The 17,464-nt window shown below is 32.5% G+C and carries 11 protein-coding genes and 1 pseudogene; 9 read left to right on the forward strand and 3 right to left on the reverse strand.

From position 1 onward, the window contains the following. Positions 1 to 855: 855 nt before the first annotated feature. The 4 genes and pseudogenes from AC1Q8N_RS02805 to AC1Q8N_RS02820 all read left to right on the forward strand — a co-directional run. Positions 856 to 2,559 (forward strand): M4 family metallopeptidase, encoded by a 1,704-nt coding sequence (locus AC1Q8N_RS02805; protein WP_098077474.1) that lies wholly within the window; start codon positions 856 to 858, stop codon positions 2,557 to 2,559. Positions 2,560 to 3,044: 485 nt separating this feature from the next. Next, complete coding sequence (pulA, locus tag AC1Q8N_RS02810) at positions 3,045 to 5,603, forward strand: type I pullulanase (RefSeq protein ID WP_493521056.1); 2,559 nt, start codon at positions 3,045 to 3,047, stop codon at positions 5,601 to 5,603. Positions 5,604 to 6,025: 422 nt separating this feature from the next. Next, a complete protein-coding gene (locus AC1Q8N_RS02815; RefSeq protein WP_098681650.1) occupies positions 6,026 to 6,625 on the forward strand; it encodes an undecaprenyl-diphosphatase in 600 nt (199 codons plus the stop codon). Further along, a pseudogene (locus AC1Q8N_RS02820) lies at positions 6,595 to 7,057 on the forward strand (MBL fold metallo-hydrolase); the annotation flags it as partial. The gene AC1Q8N_RS02815 and the pseudogene AC1Q8N_RS02820, both read left to right, overlap by 31 nt. Positions 7,058 to 7,265: 208 nt before the next feature. Here AC1Q8N_RS02820 and AC1Q8N_RS02825 read toward each other — a convergent pair. Beyond that, positions 7,266 to 8,267, reverse strand: a complete 1,002-nt coding sequence (locus tag AC1Q8N_RS02825; protein ID WP_098047671.1) for an alpha/beta hydrolase — start codon at positions 8,265 to 8,267, stop codon at positions 7,266 to 7,268. 394 nt (positions 8,268 to 8,661) lie between these two features. After that, positions 8,662 to 9,123: a GNAT family N-acetyltransferase gene (locus AC1Q8N_RS02830; RefSeq protein WP_098047670.1), complete on the reverse strand. Its 462-nt coding sequence runs from the start codon at positions 9,121 to 9,123 to the stop codon at positions 8,662 to 8,664. Between the two features lie 513 nt (positions 9,124 to 9,636). Here AC1Q8N_RS02830 and AC1Q8N_RS02835 point away from each other — a divergent pair. The 5 genes from AC1Q8N_RS02835 (at position 9,637) to gerXC (ending at position 15,959) form a co-directional block, all read left to right on the forward strand. Continuing rightward, positions 9,637 to 11,067, forward strand: a complete 1,431-nt coding sequence (locus tag AC1Q8N_RS02835; RefSeq protein ID WP_098077463.1) for an ABC transporter permease — start codon at positions 9,637 to 9,639, stop codon at positions 11,065 to 11,067. A gap of 11 nt (positions 11,068 to 11,078) precedes the next feature. Then, positions 11,079 to 11,756 (forward strand): ABC transporter ATP-binding protein, encoded by a 678-nt coding sequence (locus tag AC1Q8N_RS02840; protein ID WP_098077460.1) that lies wholly within the window; start codon positions 11,079 to 11,081, stop codon positions 11,754 to 11,756. A gap of 441 nt (positions 11,757 to 12,197) precedes the next feature. Then, positions 12,198 to 13,277, forward strand: coding sequence for a spore germination protein GerXB (gene gerXB, locus AC1Q8N_RS02845; protein WP_098642428.1), 1,080 nt, complete (start codon positions 12,198 to 12,200; stop codon positions 13,275 to 13,277). A 56-nt stretch (positions 13,278 to 13,333) separates the two neighbouring features. After that, the gene (gene gerXA / locus AC1Q8N_RS02850) at positions 13,334 to 14,812 is read left to right on the forward strand and encodes a spore germination protein GerXA (protein ID WP_098077454.1); all 1,479 of its coding nucleotides are present in this window, start codon (positions 13,334 to 13,336) and stop codon (positions 14,810 to 14,812) included. Continuing rightward, positions 14,799 to 15,959, forward strand: a complete 1,161-nt coding sequence (gene gerXC, locus AC1Q8N_RS02855) for a spore germination protein GerXC (protein ID WP_098077452.1) — start codon at positions 14,799 to 14,801, stop codon at positions 15,957 to 15,959. The genes gerXA and gerXC overlap by 14 nt, the downstream gene beginning before the upstream one ends. Positions 15,960 to 16,198: 239 nt before the next feature. Here the strand turns inward: gerXC and bla are convergent, their stop codons facing one another. Then, the gene (gene bla / locus AC1Q8N_RS02860; RefSeq protein ID WP_098077449.1) at positions 16,199 to 17,131 is read right to left on the reverse strand and encodes a class A beta-lactamase; all 933 of its coding nucleotides are present in this window, start codon (positions 17,129 to 17,131) and stop codon (positions 16,199 to 16,201) included. Between the last annotated feature and the right edge of the window lie 333 nt (positions 17,132 to 17,464).

Below are 17,464 nucleotides of genomic sequence, written 5' to 3' on the forward strand. Positions count from 1 at the left end.
AACTATTAAACTTGGACATACCATTATCCTAAAAAAAGTTTGTGATTGGTATGGAAATATAAAGAATCAACGATAAAAAATCCCCTGGATCATTAAACAAATCCGGGGGATTTTTTATTTGAATAATTTTGGTTTTATTTCTTACTATGCATATTTATAATATGCTTTAAAAGAACATACCTTGAGCTAATAACATGCAATAGATGTGTCCTTTACTATATTTAAATGGGAGACAAATTAAAGATATTTTTGACAAAATAAAAAAGCCTGAAACTCATATGAGACTTCAGCTATCTCATGATGTTACAATCCATGCAGCTATATACATAACAACATTATATTAAAAAATCTAAATTGTAGATGCGCTGCCTCACTAAAGTATTTATATACTATATATCATAAAACAATACACGCACTTTCTTTTTCTTGTTTATCAAGGTCATTAGTATTTATTTGATCCATCTTTATCCTAAATCAACTTCATGTCCGAAATATAAGTTTAAATAAGTAATATAAATTATAAGATGTCCTATAATAATTGTTATTTTAATAGCATTAAACCTACTCTTAAAATAGTAAAGAGTGGGTTTTTATGTTGTTATTTAGATGTAAGGGTACTTTGATTAGAATGAATATAGATAATTAACAACTAACCAATTGGATGAGCGCCTAAAAGAGCTCTGTTTTATTGAAATTAATATACATATATGTGTCGTTCTTTATTTATATCATCGACCACATATATGTAATTTTGCATAATGTTACATAAATTGTGTATTTTCTCTTTTTTCCGACAGGAATAGACAGTATACTTTGTACAAGCTTTCTATTTCAAAAATTATACGAGGTGAAAAAATGAAAAACAAAAAGACATTAACTAAGGTAGCATTAACAACAGGCTTAGCTTTAACAGCTGTAGCACCATACGGAGTAGGTTATGCAGAGGAAACAGACCAACTACAAGTTCAAATTCAGGAAGAATCGTTCCGTTCAGGTGAACTTACACAACCGTCACAAAAGGCACCAGAAAATGTAGTAAAAGATGCTCTTAAGGAGAAAACAGAACAAGCTCTTTCTCCAAAGCAAGTCAATGGAGAAACAGGAGTAGATTATAAAGTTCTTCAAAAACGTGGTTCATATGATGGAACTACACTTGTACGTATACAGCAAACATACGAAGGAAAAGAAGTATATGGCCATCAATTAACTGCACACGTAGATAATAACGGTGTTATTAAAAGTGTTTCAGGCGATAGCGCGCAAAATTTAAAACAAGAAGAATTGAAAAAACCTATTAATCTATCAAAAGATGAAGCAAAACAATATATTTATACGAAGTACGGGAACGATATCAATTTTATTTCTGAGCCAGAAGTTAAAGAAGTTATTTTTGTTGATGAAAATAATGGACAAGCTAGCAATGCATACCAGGTTACATTTGAAGCTGCAACACCAAAATATGTTTCCGGAACTTATTTAGTAAATGCACAAAATGGTGATATGTTAAAAAATATGGTACAAGAATCTAACTTAAAAGCAAGTGAAAAACTAGTTGGAGCATTAAAGAAAAGTAAAAAAAGCAATCTTACATCATTAACTGGAACAGGAAAAGATGATTTAGGTATATCACGTACATTTGGAATCTCTCAACAAAGTAATGGCAAATATGCTCTTGCTGATTATACAAGAGGGCAAGGAATCGAAACATATGATGTGAATTATAGAGACATTACTAAAGAAGAAAGCTATTATCCTGGTACATTAGCAACTAGTGCTTCGACAACATTTAACGATCCAAAAGCAGTAAGTGCTCATTACTTAGCAACAAAAGTATTTGATTTTTATAAAGATAAATACAAGCGTAATAGCTTTGATAATAAGGGACAAAAGGTAGTTTCAGTTGTACACGCTTGGGATTCCGGAGATACGAATGATCCGAAAAATTGGCAGAATGCTTTAAGTGCGAATAATGGAAGTATGCTTGTATATGGAGATCCTATCGTCAAAGCATATGACGTAGCTGGCCATGAATTTACACATGCTGTTACTTCTAGCGAATCTAATCTTGAATACTACGGTGAATCTGGTGCGATTAATGAGGCGCTATCTGATATTATGGGAACATCTATTGAGAAATACGTAAATAATGGAAGCTTTAACTGGACGATGGGAGAACAAACTGGATCTGTTTTCCGTGATATGGAAAACCCGGCTTCTGTTCCATCTTCACTTGGAGTACCTTATCCAGATGATTACAGTGAATTTAACGATTTTAATGGATGGGATCAAGGTGGCGTTCATTTTAATTCAAGTATTATTAATAAAGTTGCGTATCTCATTGCAAAAGGTGGAACTCATAACGGTGTAACTGTTAAAGGGATTGGTGAAGATAAAATGTTTGATATCTTTTATTATGCAAATACAGATGAGTTAAACATGACTTCTAATTTCAAAGAGTTGAGATCAGCATGTATTCGAGTTGCAACGAATAAATATGGAGCAAATACTGCTGAAGTTCAAGCAGTTCAAAAGGCATTTGATGCAGCAAAAATTAAGTAAGTTAGAAATATAGTTTTCATTCATATATTATTACATTATGAAAAATAGCTACTGTCATTTTAAAGATAGTAGCTGTTTTTTTATACAGCAATGTATGATTGAAAATACACTTAATAAGCAATAATTAGGTTGTCCATCTTTATGAAGTTACGACACATATATAAGGATTAAAGTGTATAAAAACAGAAAATTAATAATATATTGACCTCTTAATAGAAAGTGCTATAAAATGAAAGCGATAACAAACGATTGCTTTAAAATGATTTCCTTGATCTTTTAGTATTTACAAACATATGAAGACATAAATAAATCTATTTTTTTAAACATTAATGCAAACGTTTTCTTATTGAAAGATCATTGAAATACATATGTGAAAATAGCCAATATGGGGGTGAATTAAAAGAGAGTTCTAGATTAATTTAAGTAGTGTAATTTAGTACGAGCATAATAAATTGTACGTACTATTTAAAGAAAGGGTGTATGTGGTGCAAATGATAAAAAGATTAATTAACAAATCAGTTTTATTACTTACTATAATCGTTATGTTATCATCTGTTTTCTCTTTTCAAAGTGTAAAGGCAGTTTCAAATTCGAAGACAACTGAAGTTATCATTCATTACAAAGAACAGTCTGGAAATACAAAGGATTGGAACCTTTGGTTATGGGGAGAAAATGCGAATGGTAAATCATATGAATTTACTGGTGAAGATGAATTTGGAAAGTACGCTAAGATTAATATAGATGGTGACTATAATCGTGTAGGATTTATCATTCGTACGAATGAGTGGGAAAAAGATGGTGGCGATCGTTGGGTTGAAAATATAAAGGATGGTCGTGCTGAAGTATGGATTCTTTCTGGTGATGATAAAGTATATAACTCTAAGCCATCTTCGGATCTATCAATTCAAAAAGCAACTATTGATAGTTTCAATGAAATTACTGTAACGACTAATGTCCCGTTTCATATTAAGGAACGGAATATTGAAATTGAAGGCATTAAAATTAAGGATATTAGTCCTTATGATATAAACAGTGGAAATGTTACTAATAAGGTTAAAATAATTACAGAGCAGAAAATTGATTTAAAACAATCATACAAAGTTAAAATCGAAAACGTAGCTGATATGTTTACCGAAATCGGTAAAGTCATTCGTAGTGAGGAATTTGATCATTCATTTTATTATGGTGGTAACGATTTAGGTAATATATATACGCCACAACACACTAAGTTCCGTGTATGGGCTCCTACTGCGAGTGAAGCGAAGTTAGTTACATATAAAAAATGGAACGATAAAATAGGTACTGAAATAAACATGCAACAAAGTGAAAAGGGCACTTGGAAAGCAGAACTTAAAGGGAACCAAAAAGGTCTCTTTTATACGTATAAGGTGAGAATTGGGGATAAGTGGACTGAGGCAGTTGATCCGTATGCGCGTGCTGCTTCTGTAAATGGAGATAAAGGTGCAGTTGTTGATTTAGAAGAAACAAATCCGAAAAAATGGAAGACAAACAAAAAGCCAAAATTTAAAAATCCGGAAGATGCAATTATTTATGAATTGCATGTACGTGATCTTTCTATTCAGCCCGAAAGTGGTATAAAACATAAAGGAAAATATTTAGGTGTAACTGAAAAAGGAACAAGAGGGCCTAAAGATGTGAAAACAGGACTTGATCATATGAAAGATCTTGGTGTTACGCACGTGCAGCTTTTACCGATATTTGATTATGCATCAGTAAATGAAGAGAATTTAAACGAACCACAATATAACTGGGGATATGACCCGAAAAACTTCAACGTTCCAGAGGGATCCTATTCTACAAATCCATATGAACCAACTGTTAGAATAACCGAATTAAAGCAAATGATTCAAACACTGCATGATAATAATCTTCGTGTTGTAATGGATGTAGTATATAACCATATGTATAACGCTGCTGAATCTAATTTTCATAAGTTAGTTCCAGGTTATTATTATCGTTACAATGAAGACGGAACATTTGCAAATGGAACCGGAGTAGGAAATGATACAGCTTCAGAGCGAAAAATGATGAGAAAATTTATGGTGGATTCGGTCACATACTGGGCAAAAGAATACAATTTAGACGGATTCCGTTTTGATTTAATGGGTATTCATGATTATGAAACGATGAATGAAATACGTAAAGCTGTTAATCAAATTGACCCTTCTATTATACTGCATGGGGAAGGTTGGGATTTAAATACACCTCTTGCTGCTGAATTGAAAGCAAATCAAAAAAATGCAGAGAAAATGAAAGGGATTGCTCATTTTAACGATAATATACGAGATGGATTGAAAGGTAGTGTATTTGAGGAGAAAGAAAATGGCTTTGTAAATGGGAAGGAAAACATGGAAGACCGTATTAAAAAAGGGATTACAGCAGGCATTGACTACGATACAAATTCGTCTACGTATAAAGATCCGGAGCAGGTGCTAACTTATGTGGAAGCGCATGATAATCATACATTATGGGACAAACTTGAGTTAACTAATCCAGGTGACAGTGAAGAAGTGCGAAAACAAATGCACAAATTGTCTTCTTCAATTTTATTAACATCACAAGGCATTCCATTCTTACATGCAGGACAAGAGTTTATGCGCACGAAATATGGTGATCATAACAGTTACAAATCTCCTGATTCAATTAACCAAATAGACTGGTTGCGCCGTGCAGCATTTAATAATGAGGTAGAATATATGAAGGGTTTAATAGATTTACGGAAGAAGTACGCAGCTTTTCGAATGACAACCGCAGAGCAAATAAAAACACATGTATTATTTATTGATGCCCCGAAAAATACTATAGCTTATACAATAGAGGGGAATAAAAACGAATACTTTACGGTGGTTCACAATGCAAATAGAGAAGCGGTTGAAATAACACTTCCATCGAAAGGTCCTTGGAAGGTACTAGTAGATGGGAAACAGTCGGGAAGTAAACCACTGTATGTTGTCCATGACAATAAAATTAAAGTTCCTGCGTTAAGTTCATTAGTTTTAAAAACAGAGACACCGATTAAATAACTTTAAAAGTGAAGTGAAAATTGTTTTCACTTCGCTTTTAAAGTTAAAGTAGTATAATTTCACGTACTGTAATTTTATTACAATTTAATAAACAAAAAGAGAAGAACTCACCAAGGTTCTTCTCTTTTTTATGTGTAATTAGCGTTTACATGATTGTAGATATAAGAGGTTTTGAAAATAGCTAAAGGCAAGACGATGAACCTATGTACAAAGTGACAAGAAAATGACAAAACTGTAAGAATGCATGAATGTTTGTAAGAAAGTTCGATGTTTTCCTTTTTCTTTTTTTATTAAAGTGAAAAAGAAGAAAGCGATTTCATGAGAGGTTGATATTTTTAGATGAGTACAATAACCAAAGCTATTTATGTAATGAAGGTGTATGGCAATCAGTAAAACACCTTACTAAAAAGGAGGGATTTGAAATGTCTTTTTCTCAATTCAATATTGATATTTTTCGAGCAATTAATGATTTAGGTAAACAATATTCATTCCTAAACTCAACCATGGTATTTTTGGCAGAATATATGGTATATATTTTTGCTTTAATTATTTTAGCTTATTGGTTTACCGGGTCCAGAAAAAGTAGAATGATGGTTATGCAAGCGATGGTTGCTTTTGTAATTGCTGAAATCATTGGAAAAATAGCAGGGAAATTTCATTTGAATTATCAACCGTTTGCAGTATTGCCGGATGTGAATAAACTTGTCGACCATACTGTAGATAATTCATTTCCTAGTGACCATACGATTCTCTTTTTTTCAATTTGTTTTTCGTTTTGGCTTGTTCGTAAAAAATCTGGATGGTTATGGCTTATACTTGCATTTAGTGTAACAATCTCTCGTATTTGGGTAGGGGTTCATTATCCTTTTGATGTTGCAATAGGGGCTTTAATAGGATGTATTGCAGCGTTATTTTCGTATTGGTTAGTACCGAAATTTTCTTTTATCAAGCAATTGCTTACTCTATATGAAAGAGTAGAGAAACATGTTTTACCATCCAAAAACAAATCAAAGGGATTTTGAGTATAGCCCTTTCTCATCCTTATTATTATTCTACACAAGTTGAATGGGTCGATACATTCAATGCACCTATTTACATCCACGAAGACGAAAAAGAATGGGTAGTACGTCCAAGTAACAAAATAATTTTTTGGTCGGGCGAGTCTTTTGAATTAACAAATGGCATTCTTTAAATCGTATTGGAGGTCATTTTAAAGGAGGAACTGTTTTACACTGGAAAGGTGGAAATCATAAAAAAGGTATTACAGTTATCCAAATCTGATTCTACTTCCTGCTAGTAAAGTAAGAGAGATGATGGATAAAGTAAAAGGGCTACCATTCAACCGTATTTATAATGCTTTTCATCGAGTCGTGTCAAAGCATGCGGACCTTGCTGTTCAGAAGTCAGCAGATCGATACATAAAAGCACTGCAGGAAACACTTTTTAATACATGAGATGTTTCAATATTACCTGTAGACATCTTTAAGAAATTAAAATAAATAGAGAAGTTTAGAGCATGTTATTATCATTTTTTAAAACATGCTCTTTGTATTTAAAGTAACACCAACATTACTGACACGTACAAGTTATCAACAATCTTTATGTTGAAAGAATCTTAGCGTACGAATGTTGGTACTACCCCCTACTTAGTAATCTCACAATTTAAGGCATATCATTGGGGAAGATTTGGGAGTTCAATCGATTCTGAATAAAATGGATAGTATCAGTTGCAATTTTTTTACGTTTAAGGACAATCCCGGCATGCCCACATGTATAAATATATCGCGTAGGTCTTTCCCAGGATTCCCACAAATAGTCCGTATCCTCAGAATGCACATAAAGATCATGCTTGCCCGAAATTAATAAAATATTTTCTTTTTTTACTTTTGGTAATGCTTGACTCGGTTCAGTGATTTTCCAATAAGCTATTAAATCATCATAAGTAACACCATGATGTTCCAAGTCTTCTCTAATAAATTTACCTGGATTTGTCTTCCAAATTGAATAAGAGAGTCGATTCGCGTAGAAAATGGATGCTAACACATCAATTTCTGGTTCAACAAGAGATGTTAAGTTAGTAATAACTCCACCTAAACTGATTCCTATTAAAATCAAGGGACCATTTTTATTTGCTTTAATCCATTTGATCAAAGTTCGTAAATCAGCTACCGCTTGTTTAGTTGCTTCTACAGTTCGTTCAACATTGGCACTTACCATGTACTCTCCACTGTATAGGGATTGGTTCGGTTTTCTGTCAAAATGATATGGTAAAGTGAAATAATACATATTCCACTTTAAGTTGGTCATATGATCGTGGAATATTTTTTTTACACGTTCGTTAGAATCCATTCTCCAACCGTGAACAAAGATGACATGAGGTGCATCTTCATTTTTATGTAAAAATAATTCTCCAGTGACAGAATCGTTGCGTGAATCACCAGATTGAACCGAGCTTTTATATTTGAATTGTCCAACCATGTAGTCCTTTTCCTGTTTTAAATGCTTAATGTTAAAATGAATATGAGATGGTTTTACTTTATAAAAAAATTCTATGTCCTTTATATATAGTGAGGTGTTAGAAAGAGAAGTATACTGAAACTTTACACTTCTTTTTTTGTGCAAATCATACAAGGCGTATCGATCAATGAGTTTTGAAAAAATCAAATTAACCTCCTCCAAAATACATATCGTCTAAAAGATGGACAAAATTTATGCTGTAAATTAATTGTAAAATATTCTCTTTTCCTAATAGTAGATGCTTGAATTATAAAACAGGTGGGAAATTTGTATATTATATTATAAAGCTATCAATAAAATAAAACTATAAATATCTTTTACAAAAACCTAAAAAGCAAGTTAATATTCTCATTCATAAAAGAGAACATTAACTTGCTTATTTTTGTATTAAAAGGTACACCTTTTGAAGTGACGTAATTTATATGAAAGACAATGTGTCAATTTGTATATTTAATACAGTGATAGTTATCATAATTTTCGAAGCCTATAGTTAATTAACCTTACAATATACGTCTTTTTGGTATATAAATAGCTATATTCATTAGAGAAAGAGTTTTAATCCTTCATGAGAATCTTTAAAACCTAATTTCTTATAAAAATGTAAAGCTTCTTGTCGTTCTTTATCTGTTGTTAACTGTACTAAATGACATCCCCGTAATTTAGCACGTTGAATAGCCCATTTAATAAGTTTACTTCCTATACCTTTACCACGTTTTGATGAGGCTGTCCGTACACCCTCAATTGTAGCTCTCCACCCCCCTTGACGTACAATGTAAGGCGTAAATGTAATTTGTTGAATACCGACAATCTCCGTCCCATCACACGCTACAATCAACTCGTTATTTGGATCACAATCAATAGCATAAAATGCTCTTATATAACTATCAGGGAGTGGTGTTTCATAGCGCTCTCTTTTATTTCCTAAAACATCATCAGCAAGCATTTTTACAATTTCATCTAAATCATCTGCCGTTGCAATCCTAAATGTTATAGTTTCTGTCACTATCAAAAAACCTCCTTAATGTATGCACTTGTTACTTTTATTTTACTTGTTTAAATACAATAGGTTAAATTATAAAATATTATGAGTCTCTATAACTTTTTCTTATAGATAGCATAAAAGCCTAACTTATAAAATTATAATTTAGGCTTTTTAACACAATATTATTATTAGAAAATCCGACCAACTTCAAAAAAACTCCATATTCTTTAATGAATTTTCATATTTAACAAGCACACATAGAACCATTCAAATAGGGTGGTTTTTATTTGTTGTATAGAAATTACGTAATAAGCATGGATTTGTATGCTCTCATTCAATGCTATCTAAAGCCATAACTTCCTTGCCAATATTCAAAAACGATTACGTTTTTGAATATGTGTTCCGGTCTTTCTTGACCAGGTCAATGAATAACTACACATAAACTCCTTATATCTCTAGATAAACTACCGATTAGCTCCATATAGACTCTAGATAACCTATATAGAATACAAGTTATCAAGGAGGTAAGAAAAAATGAACTTTATGAAACGAGCAATTCTCAGTATGAAAAAAAGAGTAGGAACATCATTAATTTTGATGGCGGTTTTCCTAATTGTTACAAATTTGGTGTTGGCAGGATTCACAATCCAAAATGCATCAAAAAAAGCTGCTGATGCAGCAAGAAAAAAACTCGGTGCAGATGTTACTTTAAGTCTTGATTTTGACAAATTAGGTCAACAAGCTAGGGAAACTGGAGAGATGCCTAATCCACCGAAGCTTAATACAAAAGAAGCAGATCAATTAGCGAAGTCAAAGTATGTAAAAGACTATAATTACATAACAAGCACTTTCGGAATTTCTGACGGACTTAAACTAGTAGGAGCTTCAGAAGGAGAAGAAGAAGGAAAAGGTAAGGCGGGAATGGCAGCTGTACGAGGCGGTTCAGGCTCCGGTACAGAAATAGATATGAATTCTTCTTTTATGATTGAGGGAGTTCGCAAAACTGCATTACAAGAAAGCTTTAAGAATGGAAAAAGTAAAATCATTGATGGGAAACCAATTACAGAACAGATGAAAGATCAGAATGTAGCTTTAATGGAAAAACGATTAGCGGAATTAAACAACTTGAAAGTAGGAGACAAAGTTAAAGTGCAATCAGGGGATAAGAAGGAAACCCTGGAGGTTGAAATTATCGGTATTTACGAAACGAATGAGCAAGCAATGGGGCAACAAGCTCCTCCTATAATGGATCCAGCTAATAAACTATATATGCCGCATTCAACTATGAAAAAATTAGAAATAGATCAAGGTATAAGTAGCATTCAAGTCGTGTATTTCTTGAAAGATCCACAAAACATTGAAGCATTTAAAGAAGAAGCAAAAAAATCTGATATTGATTTTAATTATTATAAATTAGATGCACATGATTCGTTGTACAAACAAATGATTGGGCCTATCGAAAATATCTCATCTACTTCTCAAATGATTATTTATATTGTATCAATTGCAGGTGCGATTATTTTAGGGTTAATCATTATGTTATCGATTAAAGCACGTCGTAAGGAAATGGGGATTCTATTGTCCATTGGAGAGAAAAAGTGGAAACTGATGGCGCAGTTCGTAGTAGAAGTAGTATGTATCGCTATTTTAGCATTTGGATTATCTATAACAACAGGAGCAAAAATTTCTCAATTCATAGGGAATAATTTACTTTCGAGTGAAATTGCTACAGCAGGAGAAGAAACAAACACCTCACAAAATGGAACTGTAATGGTAGCTGGACCTGGTGGAACTGTACAAAATCAAAAAGAGGGTCCAATTGATAAAATTAATGTAAGTGTAACAGGTGAAGATGTAGGAAAAATGGGGGGGATTGGACTAGCTATTGCTATAATAGCAACGCTTCTTCCGGCATTATCTATTCTACGTTTAAATCCAAAACAAATTCTTTTAAAAGATGAATAAGGAGGCTTAATATGGAAACGATTTTACAATTTAAAAATTTGGATTATTATTATGAAAGTAATGGGAAAAATGTAGCAATACTAGACAATGTCAACTTTTCTTTTCAAAAAGGACATTTCTACACGATTCTAGGACCATCTGGATCTGGTAAAACTACAACTCTAAGCTTAGGTTGTGGACTGGATGTCCCTAAAAATGGTTATGTACTGTATAATGGCAAAGATATTCGAAAAATCGGTTTGGATAGATACCGTAATCAAAATGTATCTGTAATTTTCCAATCTTATAATTTGATTACTTATATGACGGCTCTTCAAAATGTCCTAACAGCGATGGAAATTACAGGTGTTAAAGTGCAAAATAAAACGGTAAGGGCGTTAGAATTATTAGAGAAAGTAGGACTTACAGAAGTAGAAGCGAAACGAAATGTTCTGCAACTAAGTGGCGGGCAACAGCAGCGTGTTGCAATCGCTCGAGCGTTATCTTGTAATGTTGATTTACTGATTGCGGATGAGCCGACAGGAAACCTCGACGAAGAAACGGCAATGGATATAATAGAACTGTTTCAAGAACTTGCACATAAAGAAAATAAATGTATTATTGTTGTGACGCACTCACAGGAAGTTGCTAAAAAATCAGACCGTGCAGTCTATTTAAGTAAGAAGAAGTTGGTAGTAAACGAAATTTAATATAAACACCCTAGTTTTTCAATTCACATAATTTTCGAAATTAGTTTCTTCAAATATTTATATTTGATATACAATATAACCAAGCCATAATTAAAATGGTCTCCCTGTATTGAATGTTAAGATAGTTTGTTATTCCCTTTTTAACAATTTTTGAAAAAGAACTTGTAGTATATTCTACAGGTTCTTTTTGTTATGATCGGTTTACTATATCATTGAAGAATTGCATATAAAAAACGGGACAGTATTTAGGTGTATGATCTAAATACTGTCCCGTTTAATTATTTATCTGTAAAAAGGAACTAGCTTACATCTCATGTGATAGATTTTATAAATAAGAGCGTTTAATTGGCCATGGATCTAAGCACTAACCATTTGGAATAAAGATGCAATGTATCAGTTATACTATGTAATATTTATTCATTACAAAATATGGTGGTATGTATGACTAAGCAAACAATTACTTTATTTCAAGTTTCTATGATACTCATTGGTAGTATTGGGATAATTAATCATGTCATTATGATTCCTATGTTATTAGATACCTCAGGTAGAGATTCGTGGATCTCTATCATATTAGTAAGCATTATATACTTGATTTGGATTTCATTAATATTCATCATATATAGAAACATAAAAAATGAACACTTGTTTTCGTGGTTAAAAAATAATTTTGGGAAACTCAGTGTATATCCAATCATATTTATAGTTGTGATTTATTTAATAACAATTGGTGTCGTTGCACTAAAAGAAACATTAACCTTTTTCTCTTTTTATTTACCAGAAACACCTCACTTTGTATTAGGAATACTTTTTTCAATGATTTGTCTCTATAATGCTACAAGAGGAATTCAATCTATTGCACTTACAACAGGTGTTTTGTTACCTATTGTATTCCTACTTGGTTTTTTTGTAATGTTTGCAAATGTTCCACATAAAGATTATTCTTTACTTCAGCCAATGATGGAAAATGGAATGAAGCCAGTATTTAAGGGAATGGTTTATCCTGCAGCAGGATTTTTAGAGTTAATTTTTATTCTTTTCTTACAGCATCACATTTGTTCAAAAGTCAAATTATATCAACTGATCGCTTTGGGAATGGTTATTATCGGTATCACAATAGGTCCAGTTATGGCAGCTATTATAGAATTTGGACCTTTCGTAGCAGCAAACCAACGATATCCAGCATTTGAAGAATGGAGACTTGTGTCAATAGGAAGGTATATTGAAAATTTAGACTTTCTCTCTGTGTATCAGTGGCTTGTAGGGATCTTTATTCGTCTATCACTTGTTGTTTTTCTTATACCGGATTTGTTATCAATTACAAATCGAAAAACGAGAAATAGGATTATGTTTGCAATACTTTCATGTATTTTATTAATAAGTATACTACCCATCAGTGACTCTAGTTTCTATTGGTTTGTATCTCAAATTATTTTACCAGTTTCAGCTTTAGGGCTATTTTTGTTTTCTATCTTACTAATAGTGTTTGTATGGGTTGCTAAATTTAAGAAAAGCTCTTAAAAGAGTATGGGGATATATTTTATATAAGGTTGCTGAGTTTGAAGGAGACAACGTAGATGAACAAACGAGTAGAAATAAATGAGAAGATAATACTAGAGTGGTTTGAAGGATGCAACGATGTAAAAGTAATAAAGCGTGAATTGGATGAGACAGAAAAAAGGAATTCAGTATTGTTTATGTATTGTCAAAACTTAATTGACAATACAAAATTAAAACAAGCCACATCATCCCATGTTTGCAAAGAGCTTTCAAGTAATTCAATAGAAGAGTTTAACCTCTCAACATTAATTCCCCAGTTATCAGTAAAGAAATTAGATATGGTAAATTCGAATGAAACTATCTCTCAGATTATATTTGAAGGTAACCTCCTTATTATTTTTGAAGAATCTAAACATGGATATATAGTTGATATTGCCCAAATACCTACCAGATCGGTTGAACAAACAAATACAGAGATGACCATTCGTGGTGGACGTGATGGATTTGTTGAAGAGTTAAACACAAATATAGGATTAATTAGAAAAAGACTAAAAACGAGTTCTCTTAGTTATGAAGAATTTATTATTGGAGAAAGAACACAAACTAAAGTAGCACTCCTGTATTTAAAAGATGTCGCATCCCAAGATATCATTAATCAAGTTCAATTAAAATTAAGACAAATTAAAATAGATGGGGTTGTTTCAAGTGCACAAATTGAAGAGTTAATCACAAACGATCAATTTAGTGTATTTCCTTTAGTTGAATATACAGGGCGCCCTGATTATGCTGTGAATTGTTTGCTATATGGGCGTTTTATTTTACTGGTTGAAGGGTCACCAACAGCGACAATTGCACCAGTTACATTTCCTTTTTTTGTGAATACATCTGAAGATCAAGATCTTTTCTACATATTCGGTAGTTTTGTACGACTTGTAAGTCTTTTGGGGATAGCAATTTCTATATTTCTTCCAGGAATTTGGATAGCACTAATTACATATCATCCAGATCAGATTCCCTATACGTTGCTAGCTACATTAAGCTTATCAAGAGAAGGGATTCCTTTTCCAGCTCCTTTAGAGGGGCTAATTATGATGACATTATTTGAAATTTTGAGACAAGCAGGATTGCGTGTTCCTGCCGTATTCGGTCAAACATTATCTGTTGTAGGGGGATTAATTATTGGACAAGCTGCTATTAGTGCAGGAATTGTTTCAGCATCTATGGTCATTATAATAGCAATCTCGGTTGTTTCGACATTTGCATTAACTAATCAGTCAGTAACAGGAATAATAAGTATATTGCGGTATGTAGTATTCTTAGTATCTTCTTTATTAGGCATAGTAGGATTTATCTTTTGTGTCCTTGTGATGGTGATACATGTAGTAAATATACGCTCTTTTGGAGTTCCATTCTTTACACCATATTCACCCCCTGTGTTTAAAAGTATGCTAGCAGCCACATTTAGACTTCCTTTCACGTATATGAAAAAAAGACCTAAAGAATTGCATACGCAAGATAATACAAGGAAAAGAGAGAGTACCGATGAAGAAAAATAAAAGAATAGTTATATTTCTTTTTATGATGTGTACGTTTCTAACAGGGTGTTGGGATCAAAGAGAGTTGCATCACGTTTTGTATATAAATAGTCTAGGTATCGATTTTAAAGATAATAACTATATCATCCGTCCGCAATTTATTAATTTTTCTAACATAGCTAAACAAGAAGGGAGCACTACCCGTAATTATAGCCAGGCCTATATCGGAAAGGGAAAAGGCCCCATTTTAGATGAGGCAGCATTTGATTTTTATAAGGGTGCTCAACAAGAAATCTCATGGGAGCATCTCAAAACAATTGTTGTAACAGAGAGATTTCTAAAACATGGTGACTTAAATCAATTTAATGATTTTTTTTCTCGGTTTTTTCAATTTCGAGATACTATGTGGATATTTGGAACTAAGGAGCCTTTAGAAAATATATTAGCGAACAATAATATATTAAATATTTCTCAATTATATACAATCATTAATTTACCAAAAGAGATAACCAAGCAATATACAATAATAGATCCTTTACCTTTATATAAATTCCAAAGAAATTATTATGAACCTGGGATGACAACTCGCATTCCATTCTTAGCTACGACTAAAACATATTGGAAAAAAGGACATACATCATTTCCAATGTTAAAATTTAGTGGTTATGGTTTTATAAACGATAAATCCTATATAAATCATTTAAACAGCCATGATATTGCTGGGGTTCGATGGACGGATGAAAATACCAAACGAGCTCCATTACTATTAAAATTTAACAAGAAAATCATTGGACATATAGTATTAAAAAATCCAAAGATAGATACAAAGCATTTTATTAAAAATGGAAAGTTACGTATGCTTATGAACATCCATTTCGATGCTGATATTTTTCAATTAATAAATTCTATGCCTGTAAATGATATTAAAAAAATTGCAGAGGACCAAGTTGAAAAAGAAATTAAAAAAACGTACCGCAAAGGAATCGAAAGAGGGATTGACACGTATCAGTTATCACATTCCTTATATCGACAGAATTCCGAATTATGGAAACGATATAAAAAAGAGGGGGAGATATCCCTTCAAAATAAAGAATTAGATTTAAATGTCTCGATTAATATAGCTACAAATGGAAAATCTAAAAATATGCGTAATATGATTGAACATTAGAATAGTTGAAGATGAAAGGAAACGTAAAATATTAACTCTAAATAGGAGATTCGAACTTGAAAGACCACTATGATGTGGCGTCGTCTTCTTTAGGAATGGGATGAGAATTCGATTAGGAGAAGAAGGAGGCTTTTGCCTCCTTCTTTGCCTGAAAACACGCTTACATTTCTTAGCGTTTAGATAAGTACAAGTATTTAAAACTATATGTGCCGTAAAGTAGGAGCAGCTTAAATTCATTACTATAATTTATTTGTAACTTTTAAAGCGTCTAACACTATTTTAGTTGCATTTGCAATAAGTTTATCATCGTATTTCGCATCTTCTTTCGCATGATTAGAAAGTATCGCAAGAATAATTGGCTTTTTATTTGGTGGCCAAATGATTGCAATATCATTCCTTGTTCCATAAGACCCAGAGCCGGTCTTATCGGCTACTTCCCATTCTCCTGGAACTCCAGCACGGATTAAGTTGTCCCCCGTAGTATTTCTTTTCATCAAATCTATTAAAAAGTTCCGTTTCTCAATGGAAAGTATATCGCCTAGCGCGTATGCTTGAAGACTAGTAGCTAATGCCTTTGGGGTACTAGTATCACGAGTGTCTCCTGGCTGCACTTCGTTTACTTCTGGTTCAAAACGTTCAGGATTTGTGACAGTATCTCCTATTTCTCTCAGTGATTTTTTGAATTCACTTGGCCCACCTAATTGTTTAAGAATAAGATTTTGTGCAGTATTATCACTATATCGAATGGAAGCATCCGCAAGCTCTTTCAGAGTCATACCTGTATCTACATATTTTTCAGTAATTGGATTGTAATTCACAAGATCTTTGCTGGTATACTTAATTTTTTGATCTAAATCTTCTATTGATTTCTTTTGTAACAGTGCTCCAACAGCAAGGACTTTGTGGGTAGATGCGTATGCAAAGCGTTCATCTGAACGATAAGTAACAGTTTGATTCGTACCTGTGTCCAATGCATAAATACCAAGTTTAGCATCATATTCTTTTTCAAGCTTTACAAAAGAATGCCTACTTATATTTTCTTGTTTGGTTTGTTTCGATGGTTCGGATTGAATATTATTGGAACAGCTTATAAGCATTACACATGAAAGTAATACTACAGGTAGCATCTTTTTATATTGTGCAATGTGAAAAACCTTCTTTGAAACTATCATACATTTTCAACCTCTTTCAAGAATATATGGATTTTGTATAAGTATTTTACATACCTATACAATTAACAAATGTACTGGATAGCACTTCTCTTGTATTTCTTGCATTACAAAATGAGAGGACTACCAAGAATACCTTTTTTATACGTAATAGACAATCTAAGTAACACATTTGTTCCATTTATGATTAAGGTTTTTAACATATCTATTAACTTTGTTTTTAAGCATCGCAAACTCCACTTAATAAAGTTGGATGGTAGAAATAAAGAGCTTAAAAAACGAAAAGTCCCCCTTATTGATTCCTAATAAGATTATACTTGCTACAAAAACAAACAA

This window comes from Bacillus sp. GW823-FHT06B01 (assembly GCF_058952315.1).

Bases quoted from the DNA above. Each gene is read 5' to 3' on its own strand.
- AC1Q8N_RS02805 (WP_098077474.1), top strand. From the start codon at position 856: ATGAAAAACAAAAAGACATTAACTAAGGTAGCATTAACAACAGGCTTA.
- AC1Q8N_RS02815 (WP_098681650.1), top strand. From the start codon at position 6,026: ATGTCTTTTTCTCAATTCAATATTGATATTTTTCGAGCAATTAATGAT.
- AC1Q8N_RS02835 (WP_098077463.1), top strand. From the start codon at position 9,637: ATGAACTTTATGAAACGAGCAATTCTCAGTATGAAAAAAAGAGTAGGA.
- AC1Q8N_RS02840 (WP_098077460.1), top strand. From the start codon at position 11,079: ATGGAAACGATTTTACAATTTAAAAATTTGGATTATTATTATGAAAGT.
- gerXB (WP_098642428.1), top strand. From the start codon at position 12,198: ATGACTAAGCAAACAATTACTTTATTTCAAGTTTCTATGATACTCATT.
- gerXA (WP_098077454.1), top strand. From the start codon at position 13,334: ATGAACAAACGAGTAGAAATAAATGAGAAGATAATACTAGAGTGGTTT.
- gerXC (WP_098077452.1), top strand. From the start codon at position 14,799: ATGAAGAAAAATAAAAGAATAGTTATATTTCTTTTTATGATGTGTACG.
- bla (WP_098077449.1), bottom strand. From the start codon at position 17,131: ATGATAGTTTCAAAGAAGGTTTTTCACATTGCACAATATAAAAAGATG.